The following is an 18,791-nucleotide window of genomic DNA, read 5'->3' as shown; positions in this document are numbered from 1 at the left end:
CGCTCACCGTCGATAGCGATAGCGATAGCGATAGCCATCGCCCAACGTCGGGTTCCGCCGCGACGAGTGTAGCGGTTATTTTTGAATCTTCACTGACCCGCGTCGCCGAGCGCCCTGAGCCCCGCGGTCACCCCCATCAGCGACGCCGGCAGGCTGAGCCGGTTGCCGTCGAGCAACTGCACCGTCAGCAGCGCCGTGGTACCGGCACGCAGGCGCCGGCCCAGGCGCTCCGGCACCGGAAAGATCGCGAAGCAGCCTTCCTCTCGGCAGTGGTGGAAGGGCACCTTCTGCGGCGCATCGCCATCCACGGCGATCGCGAGCCCCTCGGGCAAAACCACGTTGAGCGGCACCCGCACGGCCGCCATCAGGCGGCGCTCGCCGCCCGCGCGCTGCAACGACAGGAGCATCAGGGGCGTTGCGGCGCCGGGCGTGAAGATGCGCTGCTCCAGCGAGCAGCCGGCGCCCGTCGGACAGCGCAGCGCCCAGTCGCGAAACGCCTGCACACCGGCGTCCTCGGCGCCGGCCATGGCCGCCGGGAGCAGCAGCGCAGGCACGAGCCCCACGCAGAGGGCGATGCGGCGCGCAATCCCGCTCACCAGCCTTCGACGGGGCTGAACTGCCGGGTGCCGAGCCGATCCTGCTCGCGGATCAGGCTGTAGGCGTTGCGGATGACATGGGCGCCGTACTCGCGCTCCAGCCGGCGCACGACGAAATGGCCCCGAGCCACGTCCTGGTAGTGCTGCATGAAGATCAGATTCAGCGCCGCGGCGCTGAGCGCCCCCGCCACCGGCACCAGTTGCGCCGCGAGCTTGTCCGAGACGATGACGCCGAAGCGCGCGGCAATGGCGCGGGCGAGCTGGATCGCGGCCGGAATCTGCGGCCCGTCCAGCTTGGCCGCGACGTTGAGGATGTTCTCGAAGTGCAGACCGAGCGTGATGCGCATACCGTAGTAGCCCACCTCCGCCTCGTCGTCGTCCTTGGTGCGCCCGCCGAGCGCGAACACCTGCACGCAGGCGAGGCGCGCCTCGCGGCTGCCCATCACGTCCTCGCCCTCGCTGCGCGCGATGTCGGCAATGGAGCGCATCATCAACGCCGTGGCCACCGGCAGCTCCGCCAGCACCGTGAGCGGCCCGAAGAAGCCGCCGACGGCACCGGTACCGGCCACCAGCACGCGGTGCATCACGTCGCTGGACGGCACCGGCGCGCGGTAGTCCATGGAGCCCATCGCGATCTTGAGCGTCCGGTACATATTGGCCTCGACGCTGCGGTCGAGCTGCTGCTTCCAGCGCCGCGGCAAGAGCTTCATGGCCTGCTCGAAGGGCGACGCCAGCGCGTCACTGAGGCGCGCGGCCAGCGACGGGTGCTCCAGGCGCTCGTAGGACCACGCGAGCTCGCGCGCGGCGTGGCGCGGCAGCCCTTCGGCCACCAGCGCGCGGGCGGCCGGGTCATGCTGGTCCACGGTTGCTTGGGTATCGGAGATGTTGTTCATACGCCAAGCTTAGGCGAAACCGCACCGGGGCGCGCAGTGTCGCTCCGCGGCGATAGCCGGCGGCGGCTGCTGGACCCGCGGCAGACGCTGGCCGGCTCGCCGACCAAGCCGGCGCACGCACCGGCGCGCCCGCCTTTACGCCCTGTCACGCAACTGTCATATTCCGTCGCTCGGCGCCCCTTGCGCTATTCTGGATCACTTCTGCAGCAACCCGCCCGCCCATCCCGATGAACGACGGCCCGACATCCAAGGCGCCCCGCGCCGCACCGGCGCGCTCCCTCGGCCGGCGCCAGTCGCTGGCCACGGAGGAGCTCTTTTACTTCTTTCTGCGCCTGCGCAAGAACGAGATCCGCCGCACCGTGCGCATGCTCGAGGAGCAGTTTCCCGACGATGATCTCCGCCGGCGCGCCCGCCGGCTGGTGGACGCCAAGACCGGGCTGGCCGCCGCCGGCGGCGCGCTGCTGTATCTGCCGGTCCTGTTTCCGGCGGCGGGCCAATTGCTCAAGTACGCCGGCGTCGTCGGCGCCGCGTCGATGCTGGCCCGCATGCACCTGTACCTGATCCTCGAAATCGCCTGCGTCTACGGCCACGACATCGACGACCTGGCGCGCGTGCCGGAGATGCTCGCCGTCGTCGCCGCCACCGGCGCCGGCGGGACAGCGCCGCAGTTGCTGGCCCGCTGGAATCCGGCCCCCTGGATGACCGTCGGCACCGGCGCGCTGTCCATGGCCGCGGTGACCCGACTCATCGGGCTCGCGGCGACGCGCTTCTACGCGGCACAGCCCGACGCCGACAGCGCCGAGGGTGCCGCAGCGCTGGCGCCGGCCTGATGGCACTGCACGCGCGCCCGGCACGGACGCCGCGCCGCGACGGCGGGGCGCGACCTCGCCATGCATGAGGTCGCGCTGGCCGATGGCGGCTTCTGGCTGTCCGTGGCGCAGATCATCGCCATCGACATCCTGCTCGGCGGCGACAACGCCGTGGTCATTGCGCTCGCCTGTCGGCGGCTGCCCGCGGAGCAGCGCAACAAGGGCATCCTGTGGGGCGTGCTCGGGGCCATTGCGCTGCGCCTGGCGCTGATCTTCTTTGCGCTGCAACTGCTGGCGCTGCCGTTCCTGAAGATCGTCGGCGCGCTCCTGCTGTTCTGGATCGGCGTTAAGCTGATGCAGCCGGAGCCCGAGGTCAGCGCGGAAGGCGTGGACGCACCGCAGCACCTGTTCGGCGCCATCAAGACCATCGTCATCGCCGACGCGGTGATGAGCCTAGACAACGTCATCGCCGTGGCCGGCGCCGCGAACGGCGACATGCTGCTCGTCACCTTCGGCATCCTGGTCAGCATCCCGATCATCGTCTGGGGCAGCAAGCTCGTGCTGCTGCTGATGGACCGCTTCCCGGTCATCATCACGCTGGGCGGCGCCCTGCTCGGCTGGATCGCCGGCAAAATGATCGTCACCGACGTCGTGCTGGCCCCGTTGTTTCAAGCGCTGCCGCATGGGCTGCACTACGTGAGCGCGGCGGCCGGCGCGCTCGGCGTGTTCATCGTCGGCACCCGGCGTGCCCGGCGCACTCCACCCGGGCCGTTGGAGCAGGTCGCCGGCGGCCGGCACCCAGGCGATGCGAACAAAGTGAATACCCGAAAGTAACCGCAGCACCCGACACCCGGGTCAGTACGGCGGAAGCCGACATCGGTCGATCGGGCGGCGGAGAGGGATGTCTATCAGTTGTTTTGAACGGTTCCCATCACTCGTCAGGCGCACAAGCAGAGGCAGGTAGAATGACCAAGGTGCTGTTGCCGGTAGACGGCTCGGAGTTCTCCGACCGCGCCCTGGACTACGTGCTGGACATGGCCCGCGGCGAGGTGCCGCTGGACCTGCATCTGGTCAACGTGCAGTTGGCCATCGACTCCGGCCATGCGCGGATGTTCGTCTCCGACGACGACATCGCCGCCTATCACCGCGATGAGGGCCTGGCCGTGCTTAAACCCTACCGGGCGCGCCTGGACGCCGCCGGCGTCAGCTACCAGTGGCACGTGCTGGTGGGCCATGCGGCGCAGAGCATCGCGCGGTTCGCGAAGGAGCAGAAGTTCGACCGGGTCGTCATGGGCACCCACGGGCGCTCCGGCATGACACAATTGCTCATGGGCTCCGTGGCGCAGAACGTGATCCGGCGGTTGAAAATCCCGGTGGCGCTGGTCAAGTAAGGGCGCACCATCGCACATGCGTGCAGAGCCGCCAGCCACAGCCGTCCAGACCATGTCCGAGCCCGCCCCCAAAGCCGCAAGCGCACAGCCCCTGGACGCTGACACCGCCGCCGCGGTGCGCGCCGTCTACCACCTCTACGACCCGCCGCTCTGGCTGGTCACCGCGGCCGAGACCGCCGCGCCCGGCAGCCGTTGCGGCGGCTGCATCGCCACCTTCGTGGCGCGCGCCGCCATCGTCGGCGACCGCCCGCGCATGGTGACCGGCATCGCCCGCCAGCACCACACCTGGCGCATGATCGAGGCCAGCGACCGCTTCGCCGTGGCCCTGCTGCCCGAGAGCGCGCTGGGGCTCGTCTGGCGCTTCGGCCTCGCGACCGGCAAGGACACCGACAAGTACGCCGGCCTGCCGGACCTGCGCACCCCCCTGGGCAACCCGCGCGTCGAAGGCCTCCTCGCCTGGCTCGACTGCCGGGTCGAGAAGCGCATGGACACCGGCGACCGGACCGTCTACCTCGCCGAGGTCACCGGCGGCGGCGTGCTCGCCGACGGCAACCCGCTCACCGCCGGCAGGCTCATGGACCTGGCCCCGCCCGACAAGCGCGCGGAGCTGGATCGGCTGTACGCGCGCGATGGCGGCATCGACGCCGCTGCCATCGATGCATGGCGAGCCGCGGTGCGCGGCTGACCAGACCCAAGGCCGACGAGGTCACGGGGCGCTCGCCCGAATCGGGCCAGCGCGGCGGAACCCGAAGCAGGCATCCATTAAGCAGGCATCCATTAAGCAGGCATCCATTAAGCAGGCATCCATTAAGCAGGCATCCATTAAGCAGGCATCCGTTAAGCAGGCATCCGTTAAGCAGGCATCCGTTGTTTTTGGACGGTTGTCCTATCCGCCGACGGGCGCGCTCGGCACCTCCCAGTCGAACCGCGGCAGCCCCTCGAAGGCGGCGCGCAGGCCCGCGTTCCAGCTCCGCGAGATCTCGGCGAGCAGTGGCGTGTCCGCGGTCAGCTTGAGCCGGTGCGACAGCGCCATGCGGTCGCGCGGGCAGATCACCAGCTCGAACGGCGGGCCGACGGTGACGTTGGAGCGCGAGGTGGCGTCGAGCGACACCAGGCACAGGCGCGCGGCGTCCTCCAGCGACATGTCCGGCCGCACGATGCGATCGAGCGCGGGCTTGCCGTACTTGTTCTCGCCGATCTGCAGGTACGGCGTCTCGGGCGAGGCGGCGAAGTAATTGCCTTGCGGATAGATCATGTACAGGCCCGGCGGCTGGCCGGCGATCTGCCCGCCCAGAATCAGCGTGGTTTGCGCGCTGACGCCGCTCTCCGCCAGGGCCGGGCCGTGGTCGTGCTGCACGCCGAGGCTGACGCGCCCGACATAGGCCGCGGCCTCGAACAGGTAGCCGGCGTTGCCGAGGTGAACGCCTGCCGGCGGCTGATCCAGGTCGCGGCGGATGCGGTTCATGACCTCCTGCGTGGTCGCGAGATTGCCGGCGGACAGGAGCACGAACAGCCGGTCCGGGGCCGGCGTCAGCACATGCAGCTTGCTGAAGCTGGTGACGTAGTCGATGCCGGCGTTGGTGCGGGAGTCCGACGCCAGCACCAGGCCGGCTTCGACAGCGATTCCGAGGCAATAGGTCATGGCAGCCTGCCGGGTCGCACCCGGTGCGGTGGAAGGTGGAAGGGCGCTCGCGGCCGGCCGGAGCGCCGGCTTGGGCGGCGCATCAGCTTACGACCAGCGCGACCCGGCGGCGAGGGGGCGTCGATCACGAGACGCTGTGCAAGCCCCGCACTCTGCCCCGTCACAAGACCGCAACGCACCCGCACCCGCCGCGTCCGCTACCATCGCGACATCCGCGAGCGGCGCCGTTGCCGCCGCGTTCACCAGGACCACGAGCAATGCTGTACCGCCCCCACAAAACCAAGATCGTTGCGACCATCGGCCCGGCGTCTGACGAGCCGGAGATGCTGCGCCGGCTCATCGTCGCCGGACTCGACGTGGCCCGACTCAACTTCTCCCACGGCGACCCGGGCTACCACGCCCGACTGATCGCGCGCATCCGCGACGCCGCAGCGGCGACGAGCCGGCGCGTCGCCATCATGGGCGACCTGCCCGGGCCCAAGATGCGCATCGGCGACTTAGGCGAGGAGCCGGTGGAGCTGATTCGCGACCAGCTCATCACGCTGACGACGGACGAGTGCGTCGGCACCGTCGCGCGGGTCAGCGTGAGCTTTCCGGGGCTGCCGTCAGCGGTGCGCCCGGGGGACCGGCTGTTCCTGAACGACGGCTTCATCCTGCTCAAGGTCGTGGAGGTGCAGGGCAACGATGTGATCTGCAACGTGCGCGCGGGCGGGGAGCTGCGCTCGCGCAAGGGGCTGAACCTGCCCGGCATCGATCTCGGCATCAGCGCCTTTACGGAGGACGACCGCGCCTGGCTCGGCTTCGCGGCGGAGCACCGCATCGATGCCGTGAGCCAGTCCTTCGTCGCCAACGCGCACGACATCGACGCGGTGCGCGAGGCCGCCCGGGCGCTCGACTACGCGCCCTTCGTCATCGCCAAGATCGAGCGCGCCGATGCGCTGGAGAACTTGGAGGCGATTCTCACCGCCGCCGACGGCATCATGGTGGCGCGCGGCGACTTGGGTGTGGAGATCCCCATCGAGACCATCGCCGTGGCGCAGCGGCGCATCACGGAGCTGGCGAACCGTGCCGGCAAGCCCGTCATCACCGCCACGCAGATGCTGGAGTCCATGGTCACGCTGCGCCGGCCGACGCGGGCCGAGGCCACCGACGTCGCCAACGCCATCCTCGGCGGCACCGATTGCGTCATGCTGTCGGCGGAGTCGGCGATGGGCCGTTTCCCGGTAGAGTCGGTGGAGATGCTGGCCGCCATCGCCGCCGCCATCGAGCCCGAGCGCAACCTGCGCCAGCAGGCGGAGCGCGTCGGCGCCTACGCCGGCGACGGCAGCCGCCGCGCCGAGGACCTCATTGCTCGGAGCGTCTACCACACCGCGGAGCGCGGTGCGCCGCGGCTGGTGGCGGCGCCGACCCGCAGCGGCAACACCGCCCGGCGTATCGCGCGCTTCCGGCTGCCGTGTCCGCTGGTGGCCTTCACGCCCAACGCCGATACGGCGCAGCAGCTCTGCTTCAGCTACGGCGTGCACGCGGAGCAGGTGACGGAGGACCTTGCGGACTGGACGCCGTTCGTGCGCGGCTGGCTCGCCGAGCACTGCGTCGACACGGGTCTGGTGCTGCTGACCCAAGGTCCGTCCGATGAATACCCCTGCGGCAACCACCGACTCGAGATCATTGAGCTGGACGGCGCGCGGGCGCAGGACTGCGTCTGATGCGCGGAGCCCGATCGAGCCCCACAGTGAACACATGACCGACACAGCACCCGGGCCGCCCGACGACGGCCCACACGACCTGCGGCTGCCGGACGGCCGCCGCCTAGCCTATGCCGAATACGGCGCCCCGGACGGCGCCCCGGTGTTGTACTTCCATGGCTTTCCAAGCTCCCGGCGCGAGGCCGGGCTGATGCACGCGGACGCGCTCGCCGCCGGTGCGCGCATTATCGCGCCGGACCGGCCGGGCTACGGCGACTCCGACGACGCCCCGGAGCGACAGCTCGCGGACTGGGCGAACGACTGCGCCGCACTGGCGACGGCGCTTGCACTGAAACGCTTCGCCGTCATCGGCGTCTCCGGCGGCGGACCCTATGCGCTCGCCTGCGCGCGCTTCCTGCCGGAGCGGTTGCCGGGCCAGCTCGCCGGCTGCACGCTGGTCTGCCCGCTCGGCGCCATCTACCGCGACGACCAATTGCAGCAGATGAACCCGGCCGCCCGCACCAGCCTGCTCGTGGGTCGCCAGCCGGCGTGGCTCGCGAGCCTAGTCTACGGCGGCCCGACAACGGCGGTGCTCGCGCACTGGCCGGACCTGGTGGAGCGCTTTCGGCACATCGGCGCACCGCCCGCGGACTTGGGCGTGCTCGCCGCGGGCGACACCGCCGCGATCCTGAACCGCACCATTGCCGACGCGATGCAGCGCGGCGCGCCGGGCGCGCGGCGGGATCTCGCGCTTTACACGCACGACTGGGGCATCGACTTCGGACAGATCCACGCGCCAATCCGCATCTGGCATGGGCAGGCGGACGGCACCGTGCCCATCGAGCACGCGCGCTGGCTCGCGGCGCAATTGCCGGATGCAGACTTGGTGGAGCTGCCGGGGGAGGGGCATTACTCCGTGCCGATTCGCTACGCGCAGCAGATCTTGGAGGAGCTGCTGGGGCAGAGCTCGCGCTAGCGAGCCCTCGCGTCAGACCGACGAGTCGTGCTCATCGCTATCGACATCGCTATCGGGATCGGGATCGGGATCGGGATCGGTTGGCACTCGGTTCGATTTCGATCCCGACGCACCCCGGACGCGCCTCGCCAGTCCGACGCCCCGTCGAAGCTTGACTCATCCGCAGACATTCTGCGCCGGCAAGCAATCTAGGGCCGAGGCCCAAGGGCGCCCCCCTCGGCCCTCGGCCCTCTCCTCGGTCTGAGGCCCCGCCGCCCTAGGCCGCAAGTGCCGTGGCGGCGCTGTCGATGTGACCCTGCGGCGTGCCGGGCGTCCGGCGCAACCGCTCCCACACCTTCTCGTGAAAGTAGTAGCCGACGGTGTTGACGGCGGGCTCGACGAGGGCGACGGCACTGCCGATGAGCACGTCGCCGGTGATGGCATAGGTGACGCCGAAGGCGACGCCGAAGTGCATGATGGCGAAGCTGATGGTCTTGGTCATGGGTCTGCTCCGAGAGGTGTCTGGCTTGGTGACGATGATAGTGGTTCGCATTTGCTTTGCCAGACGTTTCTGACGAAGAGATCCATCGCTGCTGACAATCACGCAGAATTTCATCATCGTCAAACTAGATCGTCAGCCGCAGCCGGCAGCCCGCAGACTTGGCATTGCGGGCGCCGCGCCGACATTGGCGAGACGGCGCCGGCGCCAACCCAGCCCGGGAAGGCGCGCTCCTCGGCCCTCGGCCCTCGGCCTAAGCGCGGTTTCGATCCCGATCCCGATTTCGGTCCCGATCCCGATCCCGATTTCGATCCCGATTTCGATTTCGACGGACGGCTGGCAGCATGCGCGTGTTGGAGATGAGTGTGTTCCAGTTGTTTTTTAACGGTTCCTAACCGACCCTTCCCCGCCGCCCGGAGGTCACCCCGCGATGATCGAGCTTCGCGTCAACGGCGAGACACACCGCCTGAACATCGACCCGCAGATGCCGCTCTTGTGGGCGCTGCGCGAGCATGTCGGCCTGACCGGCACCAAGTACGGCTGCGGCATCGGCCAGTGCGGCGCCTGCACCGTGCATCTCGGCACCGCCGCCGTGCGTTCGTGCTCGCTGCCCGTGAGCGCCGCCGTGGGCCAGGAGATCACGACCATCGAGGGCGTCGCCGGCGGCCCGCTGGGCAAGACCGGCACCGCGGTGCAGCAGGCCTGGCTGGATCTGGACGTGGTCCAGTGCGGCTTCTGCCAATCAGGGCAGATCATGCAGGCGGCGGCGCTGTTGGCCGCCGACCCGCGGCCGGATGACGCCGCCATCGACACCGACATGGCCGGCAACATCTGCCGCTGCGCGACCTACGCGCGCATCCGCAAGGCCATCCACAAGGCCGCCGAGGCGCTGGCGTGATGCCGCAGGAGACGACCATGAGCAACCACACCATCGTCAACCTGAGCCGCCGCGGCTTCCTCAAGACCGCCACCGGCGCCGTCGCCGGGCTCACGCTCGGCGTCTGGCTGCCCGGGCGCGCCCAAACGGCGAGCCCGCAGCGCATCGCCGGCCCCGGCATGGCGGGCGGCGAGCACGCGGCCGTCGGGGACTTCGCGCCCAACGCCTTCGTGCGCATCGGCAGCGACGACGGCGTCACCGTCATCTGCAAGCACCTGGAGATGGGCCAGGGCACCTACACCGGCCTCTGCACGCTGGTGGCCGAGGAGCTGGACGCCCGCTGGGAGCAGGTGCAGCCCGAGGGCGCGCCGGTGGATGCCGAGCGCTACAACAACCTGTTCTGGGGCCAGGTGCAGGGCACCGGCGGCAGCACGGCCATCGCCAATGCCTACGAGCAGATGCGCAAGGCCGGCGCCGCGGCCCGCGCCATGCTCGTGGGCGCCGCCGCCGAGCGCTGGCAGGTGCCGGCGGCCGAGATCACGCTCAGCGACGGCGTCGTGAGCCATGCCGCGAGCGGCCGGCAGGCCAGCTTCGGCGAGCTGGCCGAGGCCGCCGCCGACCAGCCAGTGCCGGAGGCGCCCAAGCTCAAGGCCCCGGCCGACTTCAAGCTCATCGGCAAGGCCTTCCTGCCGCGCAAGGACAGCTTGCCCAAGTGCACCGGCGTCGCGCAGTTCACGCAAGACATCCGGCTGCCGAACATGCTGACGGCCTGCATCGCGCACCCGCCGCGCTTCGGCGCCACGGTGCGGGCCTACGACGACAACGCCGCCCGGGCCATCCCCGGCGTCGAGCTGGTGGTACAGGTGCCGACCGGCGTCGCCGTGCTCGCACAGGACTTCTGGTCGGCCAAGCAGGGCCGCGACGCGCTGAAGATCGACTGGGACGAGGCCAACGCCTTCAAGCAGGGCTCCGAGGAGATCCTGGCGGACTATCGCAAGCTCGCCGAACAGCCGGGCCTGCCCGCCATGCGCATTGGCGACGCGGAGCAGGCGCTCGCGGGCGCCGCCCGCGTCATCGACGCCGAGTACCGCGTGCCCTACCTCGCCCATGCAGCCATGGAAACCATGGACTGCGTCATCGCGCCGGACGCCGCCGGCCCGGACGGCACCCGGGGCGTGCGCGTTATCAACGGCGAGCAGTTCCAGACCATCGACCAACAGGCCGTTGCCGGCGTGCTCGGGCTGCCGCCGGCGCGGGTGCGCATCGAGATGCTCTACGCCGGCGGCTCCTTCGGCCGGCGCGCGAATCCGCAGTCGGACTACCTCGTCGAGGCGGCGCACATCTTCAAGGCCGCCGGCGGCGAGCGGCCCGTCAAGCTCATCTGGACCCGCGAGGACGACATGCGCGCCGGCTGGTATCGGCCGCTCTTTCTGCACAAGCTGCGGGCGGGCCTTGATGCCGCGGGCCGGCCGGTGGCCTGGCAGCACCGCATCGTCGGCCAGTCCATCATGGCCGGCACCGCCTTCGAGCCGATGCTGGTGGTGGACGAGGTGGACCAGACCTCGGTGGAAGGCGCCAAAGAGCTGCCCTACGCCATCCCCAATCAGGCCGTCGACCTGCACTCGCCCGCCCTGCCCGTGCCGGTGCAGTGGTGGCGCGCCGTCGGCTCCACGCACACGGCCTTCGCGGTGGAATGCATGATGGACGAGCTCGCCGCCGCGGCGGGCCGGGACCCGGTGGACTTCCGGCTCGCGCTGATGGACGCGAGCCCCCGCGAGCGCGGCGTGCTGAAGCTCGCCGCCGAGCAAGGCGACTGGTACGGCGAGCCGCTGGCCGACGGGCGCGGGCGCGGCATCGCCGTGCACAAGTCCTTCGGCAGCTACGTGGCCATGGTGGCGGAGGTGACGCTCGACGGCGCCGGCGGCTACAGCGTGGACCGCGTGGTGATTGCCGTGGACTGCGGCACCGTCGTGAACCCGGACGTGGTGGTCGCGCAGATGGAAGGCGGCATGGGCTTCGGGCTGTCCGCGGCGCTGATGTCCGAGATCACGCTGCAGGACGGCCTCGTGCAGCAATCCAACTTCCACGACTATTTGGTGCTGCGCATCGACAAGATGCCGAGCGTCGAGGTGCACATCGTGCCGTCCACCGAGCCGTCCACCGGCGTCGGCGAGCCGGCCACGCCCGTCATCGCCCCGGCCGTGGCCAACGCGCTGGCGGCGGCGACCGGGCGGCGGCTCTATGCGCTGCCGTTGCGGGTCGCGGGCTAGTTTGCGGAGCGGCCTGCGCGCGCCGGCGCAAGGGACGCGCGGCACGAGCGCATCAATCGCAAGCCAACGCGACGGCCAACGCCTCGCAAATCCGAGCCTGCTGCTGTCCGCTCAATGATCCGAGGAACGTCTCCAACGACGCCTGCTCGACGGTCTGCAGGTGATCGAGATTGACGGCAGACTCGTGCTTCAGCCCGGCTTCCTGTCCGATCACAACCTCGCTCGGCAGGCCGCGAATGGTGGAGGTGATGGGCGCCACAGTCACAGTATGGAGCCACGGAATGGCTTCATCGCGGGACGGAATCAGCACGGGGCGACGCTTGTCGGGCGCACGCAAGCGCTACATCCAAACCTGTCCTCGGCTCAGTCCGCGGGCCATTGCGCCTCTTCCTCCCAGCCGTCGAATTCCTCGCCGATCCCGGCCGCCTGCCCATAGCCCCGGCGATAGGCATCGGCGATACGCTGCGCACGGCGCTGTTGCAGGTAGGCTTCCGCGGCGCGCCGCAAGACGGCCGAGCGCCCATCCCGCTGCACCTCCGGATCAGCGTCGAGGCGTTGCAGAAGCTCCTGCACTGGCTCTCGGCCGGTCTACTTCTTGCTGCCATTGCGCTGGGCATACTCGGCTGGCTATGGCTTCACCCAACGGCATAGCGAGACGAAGAAACTGCCCTACGTTCGTCGAGTACCCTGATCCGGGCGATCGCGGGCGACGGTGAGCGACTTGCACAGGGCCGATCCGTCACGCAGGATAGCGGCATCAACCCGACTCCAGCTTGCAGGGCACAGCGATGGACGCAGACATCACCGAGATCGAAGATGCCGTGCGACGCCTACCAAAGGCGGAACGGGTGCGCCTGATCGAGGTCATCGCGAGGTCACTGCGCGACCCTGAACTTGAGCGCGCCCCGGAGCTGACGACACCGAACAGGACCGCTGTGGAGCGCCTCTTGGACGAGATGGACAATCTCCCGAGCCGATCTCCCGCCGATGGATTCTCGAATCGGGAACATGACCGCGTGCTCTACGGCGACCATCGGTGACCGTTCTGCGCCGCCCACAGGCTGTCTTCGTCGACACGGGCGCGTGGTTTGCCGCCTTCGTGCCGACCGACCGCGACCACGCTAGGGCGGCTCAATGGCTGCGACAAAATGGGCGACCGCTGGTCACGACCGACTATGTACTCGATGAGCTGCTGACGCTGCTTCTCGTACGCGGCGAGCGCGAACGCGCGCTGCGCGTGGGCGCGGCACTCCTTGACGGGTCGCTGGCTGATCTACACTGGATGACACTCGAAGATATCCAGCAGGCTTGGCAAACCTTCCGGCAATTCTCTGACAAAGGCTGGAGCTTCACTGACTGCACCAGTCGTATTGTCATGGAACGCCTTTCCATCACAACAGCCTTCGCGTTCGACGAGCATTTTCGGCAATTTGGCATCGGACCAGTCCTGCCTCTTGATACCTAAGCGTCGAACGTGTCCGCCGAGGTGAACAGCGCCGAGGAAGGGCTCAATGTCGGCGAGTAGTCGGTTTCCCTGCCCCTTTTTACGTTACGCTCTGAGCGCCGAATGCTCGCTCGATAATTCGTAGCGCTCGTTGCAATACGGCTTCATCTTCGTCGGTAAAGCGAATACTGCTTTGCTCCGCTCGATGTGGATGAGCCAAAAGGCGCCTGGCGCCTTTTGCCACTCCGAACAATAAATCCAAGACGTCCTGCTTTTCCATGCCGTTAAATCGGCATCTGAATTGCACCCAGTTCTCTTTCACTATATGACAAAGATGACCGAAGTCCGCTTTCTCGTAGCGCATTTGGCCGCCCACCGTCAACGCATCGCGCGTCCTGGGGTTCATGCAGCGCCACAAATCATCTTGCGGTATCACATCTAAAATCAGCTTTCCCAGAGAACGTTCTAAGCGATTGAAGATAAAATAACATCTTTGTTGGATATTGGCCGAGGTCTTCGCAGCGCCCGATAGGGCTGTTATGACGTTAACGGCGAACTGGCGATTCTCATCGATTCCTGGGTTTCGTCCGGATAAGGTCTCCGTCGGATCGCCAAAGTAACTACCGCTGAGTATAAGCTGATATTCATCGCTAGGCTGACGAACAATCCCAACAGCCGGAAGAGTTCCTTCCAAAGATTGAGTCAGCCAATCACCATCATCGACAAATCTGTTTACCGCTTCGGAGGCATCAATAATCGGGAAAGCTTCACCCGCGAAGTTGATCAAGCTAGGCTGCGATACCAAAACCTGATCAACACCCTTAAAGAGATGCGGATCACGTAACGCACCGTCTGTTTTTCGGAAATAACCAAGCGAAGTAGATTTATTGTACAGAGTGTGGGTAAGCGTCATATCGACTTTGATTCTGGTCGCACTGAAATCAAACGCCTTGAACAGGCTTCTCAGGCTTTCACCGGCGCCGCGCCCATTGAACAGAACGCCTTCATTCTCAGTAAATCGCACCAATTGCAGGAAGAATGGCACGCCATTCCGCGCTTTCCTGATTAGTGTATCAACAAGATCTTCCGCGCGATCACCAAATTGAAGAATGATCGAGTAATCGCCAAAACAGACAATTGCTTCGGCCTGTATTACCCTGCAAAAAACCTCATCAATCCATTCATGAGGAGGAGCGGAACCATCGAGCTGGCGCAGGAAAATCGGTTGCCAGTCGGACCGCAAACGGCCCTCCTTCAGAAAGGACTCATAATGCTTTCTTACTACTCTTTCCTTATCAAGGAATAGTACATTCATTCTCAACGCCTCCCATATTGGGGGAAAAACAGGGGGGAAAAACAGGGACAGACCACGTTTTCTATGGCTTCATCTCGGGACAAAATCAGCACGGGGCGACGCTTGTCGGGCGCACGGAAGCGGTACATCCAAACCTGTCCTCTGCTCAGTCCGCGGGCCATTGCGCCTCTTCCTCCCAGCCGTCGAATTCCTCGCCGATCCCGGCCGCTTGCCCATAGCCCCGGCGATAGGCATCGGCGATACGCTGCGCACGGCGCTGTTGCAGGTAGGCTTCCGCGGCACGCCGCAAGACGGCCGAGCGCCCATCCCGCTGCACCTCCGGATCAGCGTCGAGGCGTTGCAAAAGCTCCTCGTCCATCGAAACCTGTACTGCCTTCATGACGGGCCTGAATGTTGGACATGAGGCCACAGTCGAACACTCCACTCGCCAAACGGTCAAGCCGGCTCCGCGGCAGAGCCGCGAAGAGGCATGCCGAGGCGGAGCCTCGGCACGAGAGCTATCACGAGTTCCGCTGCACTCACTGCTCGGTTAGAATTCGCCTCGCGTCAATCCGGCGATTTACTGAGGTATCCGCCAATGAACCCCCATAACGCGCAGCCCGTTCTCGCCAGCGGCTCGTCCTACGCGCTCAGGTTCAAGGGCTCCGCGCTGGGGCTCTTGCTGGTCTGCGCCACCCTGTTCGCCGGCTAGGCAACAGCCGCCCTGGTGTACACCGCCACCGGCGGCGTCATCACCGGGAGCATCGGCGGCAACAGCTTCACCGATGCGTCCTGGACCATCACGGGCACCGCCTATGCCGGGACGGTGCAAACTGGACTCGCCAACGGAACCCTTCCCGTCGTTTACAACTATCTGGTTCCCGTGATCACGATTATCGACGGCGGCAGCTCCTGGACAGCAACCTTGCTGGACCCGTCCGGAGCGCAATGGGCGGTCGGCTCGACCGACTACAGCGTCATGGGCGTCGACGCTTCCTTTAGCGGTTTCATCGCGCTTGACGCGACATTGAACGGCGAGGGATTCGGCGCCCTCACGGCACCGCCCGACGCCAGCGATCTGGTGACGCCGCGCACCATCCTCGGAACCCAGTTGGCTAATCTATCCTCGCCCGCCGAGACCAGCCTGGGCACGCTCACCATCTCGGACACGACAGATGGGGCGGCGAGCTTCAACATCGCCGCCGTGCCGATACCCGGCACGCTGGCGCTGCTCGGCGTCGGCGGCCTGATCGGCTGGCGTCTTCGCCCGCGCACCGCTGACGCCTAGCTGGTAATGGTCGCCCGGCTCTGCGCGCTCAGCGCGGGGCGCCGCGGCGACCCGGAACCCGCGGGCTTTACCTGCCCCCGCTCTGGCTCCACGTCCATTGCCCTCGTCCTCCCAACCGTCGAATTCCGGCCGAATGCCGCCGCTGTCGCAGTAACCTTGACGGTTTGCGCGCCCTAGACCAAAGCGCTAGCATCCAGCTTACCTCGTCTTACCCTGGGTGCTCGATGGACATTGTTCGCCTCTCCACCAAGGGCCAGATCGTCATCCCCAGCGAGCTGCGGGCTCGCCACGGCTGGGCAGCGGGCACGGAGCTGATCGTCGAGGAACGCGGCGATGCGCTGGTGCTGCGTCCGGCGAAGCCGTTTGCACCAACCAGGGTCGAGGACGGACTCGGCTGCACCGGCTACGTGGGGCCGGCCAAGTCCGTCGATGAGATGGATGCGGCCATCGACGCGGAGCTGCGGCGGCGCTGGCGCGAGGATCAAGAGGCATGATCGCCGTCGATACAAACGTGCTCGTTCGCTACGTGACCAACGATGACGCCGAGCAAGCCCGCCGCGCGGCGGACCTGCTCGCCGGCGCCGACATCGTTTATGTGCCGCATACGGTGCTACTGGAAATGGAATGGGTGCTGCGCGCGGCCTACGACCTCGCGCGCCCTGCGATTCTGCTCGCCTTTCGGCAGGTGCTCGGCCTGCCAAGCGTCCGTGTCGACCAACCCGGCCTCATTGCCTTGACCTTGGAGCGTTATGAGCGCGGTTTCGATTTTGCCGACGCGTTGCATCTGGCCGGCGTTGCCGAGACGCCGCTGTACACCCTCGACCGACGCTTCGCGCGACTCGCGGCGGACGATGGTGTGGTGCTGCTCTGACGTGTCCGCACGGTTGGCAAGCCGCAATCCGACCAGCCCTGCCTTCGCCGCGTGATGGCGGAGGCACCGATCGCCGCGCCCGATTGGCTCCTTGTCGGGCAGCGGCCTAGGAACACCCGCGTCGGCGACCAGCGCCGCCTGCTTTGGCTCGCCGGCGATGCAGCTTGGACGCTTGCCGTCGCGCGCGACATCGCCGCCACGGCGCCGAGGCTGCGCACGACCTGGCTCGGCAGCCGCGGCCGACCGGCCGACCCGAACCGCCGCACCGCCGGGCTCGGCGGCGAGTGTGAGCTGCTTATTGTCGACGCCTGGGCCGGGCTCGATCTCGACGCCCTGGGCGCCGCCGCCGGCACGCTGCGGGGCGGTGGGCTGCTGGTGCTGCTGACGCCGCCAGCGGCGGCATGGCCCCATCGGGCCGACCCCGCCGCTGCACGCTTCGCCGGCTTTCCGCACGGCACCGCCGATGTGAAGGGGCGGCTAATCCGGCGGCTGCGTCGGCTGCTGGCGGCGAGCGATGCCGTGGTGCGCATCGACGGGCCGACGATGACGGCGGGCGAGCCGCCGGGCCTCGTTCCTCGGCCCGACCTACGGGAGCGCGCGAGCGCGTCGCGGCACGACGACGCCGACCCGCCGGACCCGACCCTGCTGAAACCCGCCACCGCCGAGCAGGCCGCCGCCATCGACGCCATCGTTGCCACCGCCCGGGGCCGCGCGCACCGCCCGTTGGTCATCACCGCGGACCGCGGTCGCGGCAAGTCCGCGGCCATGGGGCTCGCGGCGGCGCGGCTCTGGGCTTCTGGCGCTGCGACCATCCTGCTCACGGCACCGCGCCGCGCCGCCGCCCTGGCCGTGCTCCGGCACGCGGGCGAGCCGGCGCTCTGTTTCCGGCCGCCCGATGCCCTGCTCGCCGAGCGCCCGCCCGCGGACCTGCTGCTCATCGACGAGGCCGCGGCCATCCCGGCGCCGCTGCTGGAGGCGCTGCTCGGGCACTACCCGCGCATCGTCTTCGCGACGACGGTGCACGGCTATGAGGGCACCGGGCGCGGCTTCGAGGTGCGCTTTCGCGCCGTGCTGGACCGTCTCGCGCCGAGCTGGCGGGCGCTCAAGCTCCGCGAGCCCGTCCGCTGGGCCGCGGACGACCCGCTGGAGGCGCTGCTGAACCGCGCGCTGCTGCTGGATGCGGAGCCGGCCGCGGATGCGGAGATCGCTGCCGAGCTGGCCGCGGGCGTCGCATCGGCCTTCGAGACGCCGGACCGCGATGAGCTCGCGCACGACGAGCCGCGGCTGCGCCAGGCCTTCGGGCTGTTGGTGCTCGGCCACTACCAGACGCGCCCGTCGGACCTGCGCCAGCTCCTCGATGCGCCGGACATTGCCGTGCATTGGCTCCGCGCCGGCGATGTGGTGCTGGCCGTGGCCGTCACGGGCCGGGAAGGCAAGCTGCCCGAGGCGCTGCTGGAGCCGATCTTCGCCGGCCACCGCCGCCCGCACGGGCATTTGCTGGCGCAGACGCTGTCGGCGCACGCCGGGCTGTTCGACGCGCCGGGGCTCGGCTGCCGGCGCATCCTGCGCATCGCCGTGCATCCGGCGGCGCGCCGGCGCGGGCTCGGCCGGCGGCTGGTGGCCGCCATTGCGAAGCTGGCCGCCGCGGACGGCGCCGACCTGCTCGGCGCCAGCTTCGGCGCCACGCCGGCGCTGATCGCCTTCTGGCGCAGTGCGGGCCTGGCGCCGGTGCACATCGGCAGCCGGCGCAATGCCGCCAGCGGCGTGCACGCGGCGGTGATGCTGAAGGCGCTGACGGCGGCGGGCAGCGCGCTCGTCGACACCGGCCGACGGCGTCTGCTGCCGCGGCTCGCGGTGCTGCTGGCGGGGCCGCTGCGCGGGCTGGAGCCGGCGGTGGTGGCGGCGCTGCTCAGCGATGCGTCGGTGACAGGCGCGGCGCTCGCGACGGACGAGCACCGCGCGCTCCGCGCCTTCGCCCACGGCAACCGCGGCCTGGACGCGACGCGCCCCGACCTGCATCGGCTCCTGCTGCTGACGCTGCCGCGGGCACTCGCGCGCGGCGCGCTGGAACCCACCGGCCGCGACGCGCTGATCCTCTGCGGGCTCCAGCACCACGCGCCCGGCGCCTGCGCCGGGCGGCTGGGCTTGGATGGCGAGGCGGCGGTGCTCGGCGCGCTGCGCCGGGGTGTCGCGGCCTTGCTGCCACCGAGCGAGCACGGAGTGTCACCTCCGCCGGACTGACCCCGGCGCAATCCCACCGAATTGGCCGGCCCGGAT

Annotated in this window: 22 protein-coding genes and 1 pseudogene; 14 read left to right on the top strand and 9 right to left on the bottom strand. The window is 68.6% G+C overall.

Annotated features, from left to right (window positions below):
• Positions 1 to 89: 89 nt before the first annotated feature.
• Both ML01_RS14725 and ML01_RS14720 read right to left on the bottom strand, forming a co-directional pair.
• Positions 90 to 596 (bottom strand): invasion associated locus B family protein, encoded by a 507-nt coding sequence (locus ML01_RS14725; protein WP_058556158.1) that lies wholly within the window; start codon positions 594 to 596, stop codon positions 90 to 92.
• The gene (locus ML01_RS14720) at positions 593 to 1,489 is read right to left on the bottom strand and encodes an EcsC family protein (RefSeq protein WP_058556157.1); all 897 of its coding nucleotides are present in this window, start codon (positions 1,487 to 1,489) and stop codon (positions 593 to 595) included. The genes ML01_RS14725 and ML01_RS14720 overlap by 4 nt, the downstream gene beginning before the upstream one ends.
• Positions 1,490 to 1,716: 227 nt before the next feature.
• Here ML01_RS14720 and ML01_RS14715 point away from each other — a divergent pair, with 227 nt between their 5' ends.
• The 4 genes from ML01_RS14715 to ML01_RS14700 all read left to right on the top strand — a co-directional run bounded on the left by ML01_RS14715 (position 1,717) and on the right by ML01_RS14700 (position 4,374).
• Positions 1,717 to 2,319, top strand: a complete 603-nt coding sequence (locus ML01_RS14715) for a hypothetical protein (protein WP_058556156.1) — start codon at positions 1,717 to 1,719, stop codon at positions 2,317 to 2,319.
• Positions 2,320 to 2,379: 60 nt separating this feature from the next.
• Entirely contained in the window at positions 2,380 to 3,132 is a 753-nt protein-coding gene (locus ML01_RS14710; RefSeq protein ID WP_058556155.1) for a TerC family protein, read from the top strand.
• Positions 3,133 to 3,263: 131 nt separating this feature from the next.
• Positions 3,264 to 3,689, top strand: a complete 426-nt coding sequence (locus ML01_RS14705; RefSeq protein WP_058556154.1) for a universal stress protein — start codon at positions 3,264 to 3,266, stop codon at positions 3,687 to 3,689.
• Positions 3,690 to 3,741: 52 nt separating this feature from the next.
• A complete protein-coding gene (locus tag ML01_RS14700; RefSeq protein ID WP_058556153.1) occupies positions 3,742 to 4,374 on the top strand; it encodes a flavin reductase family protein in 633 nt (210 codons plus the stop codon).
• A 21-nt stretch (positions 4,375 to 4,395) separates the two neighbouring features.
• On the opposite strand, the pseudogene ML01_RS31390 reads toward ML01_RS14700, so the two are convergent.
• Both ML01_RS31390 and ML01_RS14695 read right to left on the bottom strand, forming a co-directional pair.
• A pseudogene (locus tag ML01_RS31390) lies at positions 4,396 to 4,545 on the bottom strand (Cys-every-fifth RiPP peptide CefA); the annotation flags it as partial.
• A 30-nt stretch (positions 4,546 to 4,575) separates the two neighbouring features.
• Positions 4,576 to 5,331: a 20S proteasome subunit A/B gene (locus ML01_RS14695; RefSeq protein ID WP_058556152.1), complete on the bottom strand. Its 756-nt coding sequence runs from the start codon at positions 5,329 to 5,331 to the stop codon at positions 4,576 to 4,578.
• Positions 5,332 to 5,588: 257 nt separating this feature from the next.
• On the opposite strand from ML01_RS14695, the gene pyk reads away from it, so the two are divergent.
• On the top strand, positions 5,589 to 7,037 hold the full coding sequence (gene pyk, locus ML01_RS14690; protein WP_058556151.1) for a pyruvate kinase: 1,449 nt from the start codon (positions 5,589 to 5,591) through the stop codon (positions 7,035 to 7,037).
• Between the two features lie 34 nt (positions 7,038 to 7,071).
• Complete coding sequence (locus ML01_RS14685; protein ID WP_058556150.1) at positions 7,072 to 7,992, top strand: alpha/beta fold hydrolase; 921 nt, start codon at positions 7,072 to 7,074, stop codon at positions 7,990 to 7,992.
• A 256-nt stretch (positions 7,993 to 8,248) separates the two neighbouring features.
• Here ML01_RS14685 and ML01_RS14680 read toward each other — a convergent pair whose 3' ends face one another.
• Positions 8,249 to 8,473, bottom strand: coding sequence for a DUF2061 domain-containing protein (locus ML01_RS14680; protein ID WP_058556149.1), 225 nt, complete (start codon positions 8,471 to 8,473; stop codon positions 8,249 to 8,251).
• Positions 8,474 to 8,900: 427 nt separating this feature from the next.
• Here ML01_RS14680 and ML01_RS14675 point away from each other — a divergent pair, with 427 nt between their 5' ends.
• On the top strand, positions 8,901 to 9,368 hold the full coding sequence (locus tag ML01_RS14675; RefSeq protein WP_058556148.1) for a (2Fe-2S)-binding protein: 468 nt from the start codon (positions 8,901 to 8,903) through the stop codon (positions 9,366 to 9,368).
• Positions 9,369 to 9,385: 17 nt separating this feature from the next.
• Positions 9,386 to 11,617: a xanthine dehydrogenase family protein molybdopterin-binding subunit gene (locus ML01_RS14670; RefSeq protein WP_058556169.1), complete on the top strand. Its 2,232-nt coding sequence runs from the start codon at positions 9,386 to 9,388 to the stop codon at positions 11,615 to 11,617.
• Between the two features lie 52 nt (positions 11,618 to 11,669).
• Here ML01_RS14670 and ML01_RS14665 read toward each other — a convergent pair whose 3' ends face one another.
• Both ML01_RS14665 and ML01_RS14660 read right to left on the bottom strand, forming a co-directional pair.
• The gene (locus ML01_RS14665) at positions 11,670 to 11,954 is read right to left on the bottom strand and encodes a type II toxin-antitoxin system PemK/MazF family toxin (RefSeq protein ID WP_058556147.1); all 285 of its coding nucleotides are present in this window, start codon (positions 11,952 to 11,954) and stop codon (positions 11,670 to 11,672) included.
• A gap of 26 nt (positions 11,955 to 11,980) precedes the next feature.
• A complete protein-coding gene (locus ML01_RS14660; protein ID WP_058556146.1) occupies positions 11,981 to 12,190 on the bottom strand; it encodes a hypothetical protein in 210 nt (69 codons plus the stop codon).
• Between the two features lie 215 nt (positions 12,191 to 12,405).
• Between ML01_RS14660 and ML01_RS14655 the strand changes: the two genes are divergently transcribed.
• Both ML01_RS14655 and ML01_RS27405 read left to right on the top strand, forming a co-directional pair.
• The gene (locus tag ML01_RS14655) at positions 12,406 to 12,657 is read left to right on the top strand and encodes a hypothetical protein (RefSeq protein ID WP_058556145.1); all 252 of its coding nucleotides are present in this window, start codon (positions 12,406 to 12,408) and stop codon (positions 12,655 to 12,657) included.
• Positions 12,654 to 13,082 carry a type II toxin-antitoxin system VapC family toxin gene (locus ML01_RS27405; RefSeq protein WP_216819188.1) on the top strand — a complete coding sequence of 143 codons (429 nt, stop codon included), beginning with the start codon at positions 12,654 to 12,656 and terminating at the stop codon, positions 13,080 to 13,082. Before ML01_RS14655 ends, ML01_RS27405 begins: the two co-directional genes overlap by 4 nt.
• A gap of 79 nt (positions 13,083 to 13,161) precedes the next feature.
• Here the strand turns inward: ML01_RS27405 and ML01_RS28810 are convergent, their stop codons facing one another.
• Both ML01_RS28810 and ML01_RS14645 read right to left on the bottom strand, forming a co-directional pair.
• On the bottom strand, positions 13,162 to 14,376 hold the full coding sequence (locus tag ML01_RS28810) for a hypothetical protein (RefSeq protein WP_156427733.1): 1,215 nt from the start codon (positions 14,374 to 14,376) through the stop codon (positions 13,162 to 13,164).
• 145 nt (positions 14,377 to 14,521) lie between these two features.
• Positions 14,522 to 14,755 (bottom strand): ribbon-helix-helix protein, CopG family, encoded by a 234-nt coding sequence (locus ML01_RS14645; RefSeq protein WP_082674302.1) that lies wholly within the window; start codon positions 14,753 to 14,755, stop codon positions 14,522 to 14,524.
• A gap of 327 nt (positions 14,756 to 15,082) precedes the next feature.
• Here ML01_RS14645 and ML01_RS14640 point away from each other — a divergent pair, with 327 nt between their 5' ends.
• The 4 genes from ML01_RS14640 to ML01_RS14625 all read left to right on the top strand — a co-directional run bounded on the left by ML01_RS14640 (position 15,083) and on the right by ML01_RS14625 (position 18,755).
• Positions 15,083 to 15,643, top strand: a complete 561-nt coding sequence (locus ML01_RS14640; RefSeq protein WP_058556143.1) for a hypothetical protein — start codon at positions 15,083 to 15,085, stop codon at positions 15,641 to 15,643.
• A gap of 224 nt (positions 15,644 to 15,867) precedes the next feature.
• The gene (locus tag ML01_RS14635; RefSeq protein ID WP_058556142.1) at positions 15,868 to 16,137 is read left to right on the top strand and encodes an AbrB/MazE/SpoVT family DNA-binding domain-containing protein; all 270 of its coding nucleotides are present in this window, start codon (positions 15,868 to 15,870) and stop codon (positions 16,135 to 16,137) included.
• Positions 16,134 to 16,514 carry a type II toxin-antitoxin system VapC family toxin gene (locus ML01_RS14630; RefSeq protein ID WP_058556141.1) on the top strand — a complete coding sequence of 127 codons (381 nt, stop codon included), beginning with the start codon at positions 16,134 to 16,136 and terminating at the stop codon, positions 16,512 to 16,514. Before ML01_RS14635 ends, ML01_RS14630 begins: the two co-directional genes overlap by 4 nt.
• 54 nt (positions 16,515 to 16,568) lie before the next feature.
• Positions 16,569 to 18,755, top strand: coding sequence for a GNAT family N-acetyltransferase (locus ML01_RS14625; RefSeq protein WP_058556140.1), 2,187 nt, complete (start codon positions 16,569 to 16,571; stop codon positions 18,753 to 18,755).
• Positions 18,756 to 18,791 lie beyond the last annotated feature (36 nt).

It is taken from the genome of Thiohalocapsa sp. ML1 (assembly GCF_001469165.1).
Taxonomy (GTDB): Bacteria; Pseudomonadota; Gammaproteobacteria; order Chromatiales; family Chromatiaceae; genus Thiohalocapsa.
This window is presented reverse-complemented; position numbering and strand designations above follow the sequence as displayed.

Bases quoted from the DNA above. Each gene is read 5' to 3' on its own strand.
- pyk (WP_058556151.1), top strand. From the start codon at position 5,589: ATGCTGTACCGCCCCCACAAAACCAAGATCGTTGCGACCATCGGCCCG.
- ML01_RS14700 (WP_058556153.1), top strand. From the start codon at position 3,742: ATGTCCGAGCCCGCCCCCAAAGCCGCAAGCGCACAGCCCCTGGACGCT.
- ML01_RS14645 (WP_082674302.1), bottom strand. From the start codon at position 14,755: ATGAAGGCAGTACAGGTTTCGATGGACGAGGAGCTTTTGCAACGCCTC.
- ML01_RS14625 (WP_058556140.1), top strand. From the start codon at position 16,569: ATGGCGGAGGCACCGATCGCCGCGCCCGATTGGCTCCTTGTCGGGCAG.
- ML01_RS14670 (WP_058556169.1), top strand. From the start codon at position 9,386: ATGAGCAACCACACCATCGTCAACCTGAGCCGCCGCGGCTTCCTCAAG.
- ML01_RS28810 (WP_156427733.1), bottom strand. From the start codon at position 14,376: ATGAATGTACTATTCCTTGATAAGGAAAGAGTAGTAAGAAAGCATTAT.
- ML01_RS14720 (WP_058556157.1), bottom strand. From the start codon at position 1,489: ATGAACAACATCTCCGATACCCAAGCAACCGTGGACCAGCATGACCCG.
- ML01_RS14675 (WP_058556148.1), top strand. From the start codon at position 8,901: ATGATCGAGCTTCGCGTCAACGGCGAGACACACCGCCTGAACATCGAC.
- ML01_RS14710 (WP_058556155.1), top strand. From the start codon at position 2,380: ATGCATGAGGTCGCGCTGGCCGATGGCGGCTTCTGGCTGTCCGTGGCG.
- ML01_RS14695 (WP_058556152.1), bottom strand. From the start codon at position 5,331: ATGACCTATTGCCTCGGAATCGCTGTCGAAGCCGGCCTGGTGCTGGCG.
- ML01_RS14635 (WP_058556142.1), top strand. From the start codon at position 15,868: ATGGACATTGTTCGCCTCTCCACCAAGGGCCAGATCGTCATCCCCAGC.
- ML01_RS14685 (WP_058556150.1), top strand. From the start codon at position 7,072: ATGACCGACACAGCACCCGGGCCGCCCGACGACGGCCCACACGACCTG.
- ML01_RS14715 (WP_058556156.1), top strand. From the start codon at position 1,717: ATGAACGACGGCCCGACATCCAAGGCGCCCCGCGCCGCACCGGCGCGC.
- ML01_RS14655 (WP_058556145.1), top strand. From the start codon at position 12,406: ATGGACGCAGACATCACCGAGATCGAAGATGCCGTGCGACGCCTACCA.
- ML01_RS14705 (WP_058556154.1), top strand. From the start codon at position 3,264: ATGACCAAGGTGCTGTTGCCGGTAGACGGCTCGGAGTTCTCCGACCGC.
- ML01_RS14630 (WP_058556141.1), top strand. From the start codon at position 16,134: ATGATCGCCGTCGATACAAACGTGCTCGTTCGCTACGTGACCAACGAT.
- ML01_RS14680 (WP_058556149.1), bottom strand. From the start codon at position 8,473: ATGACCAAGACCATCAGCTTCGCCATCATGCACTTCGGCGTCGCCTTC.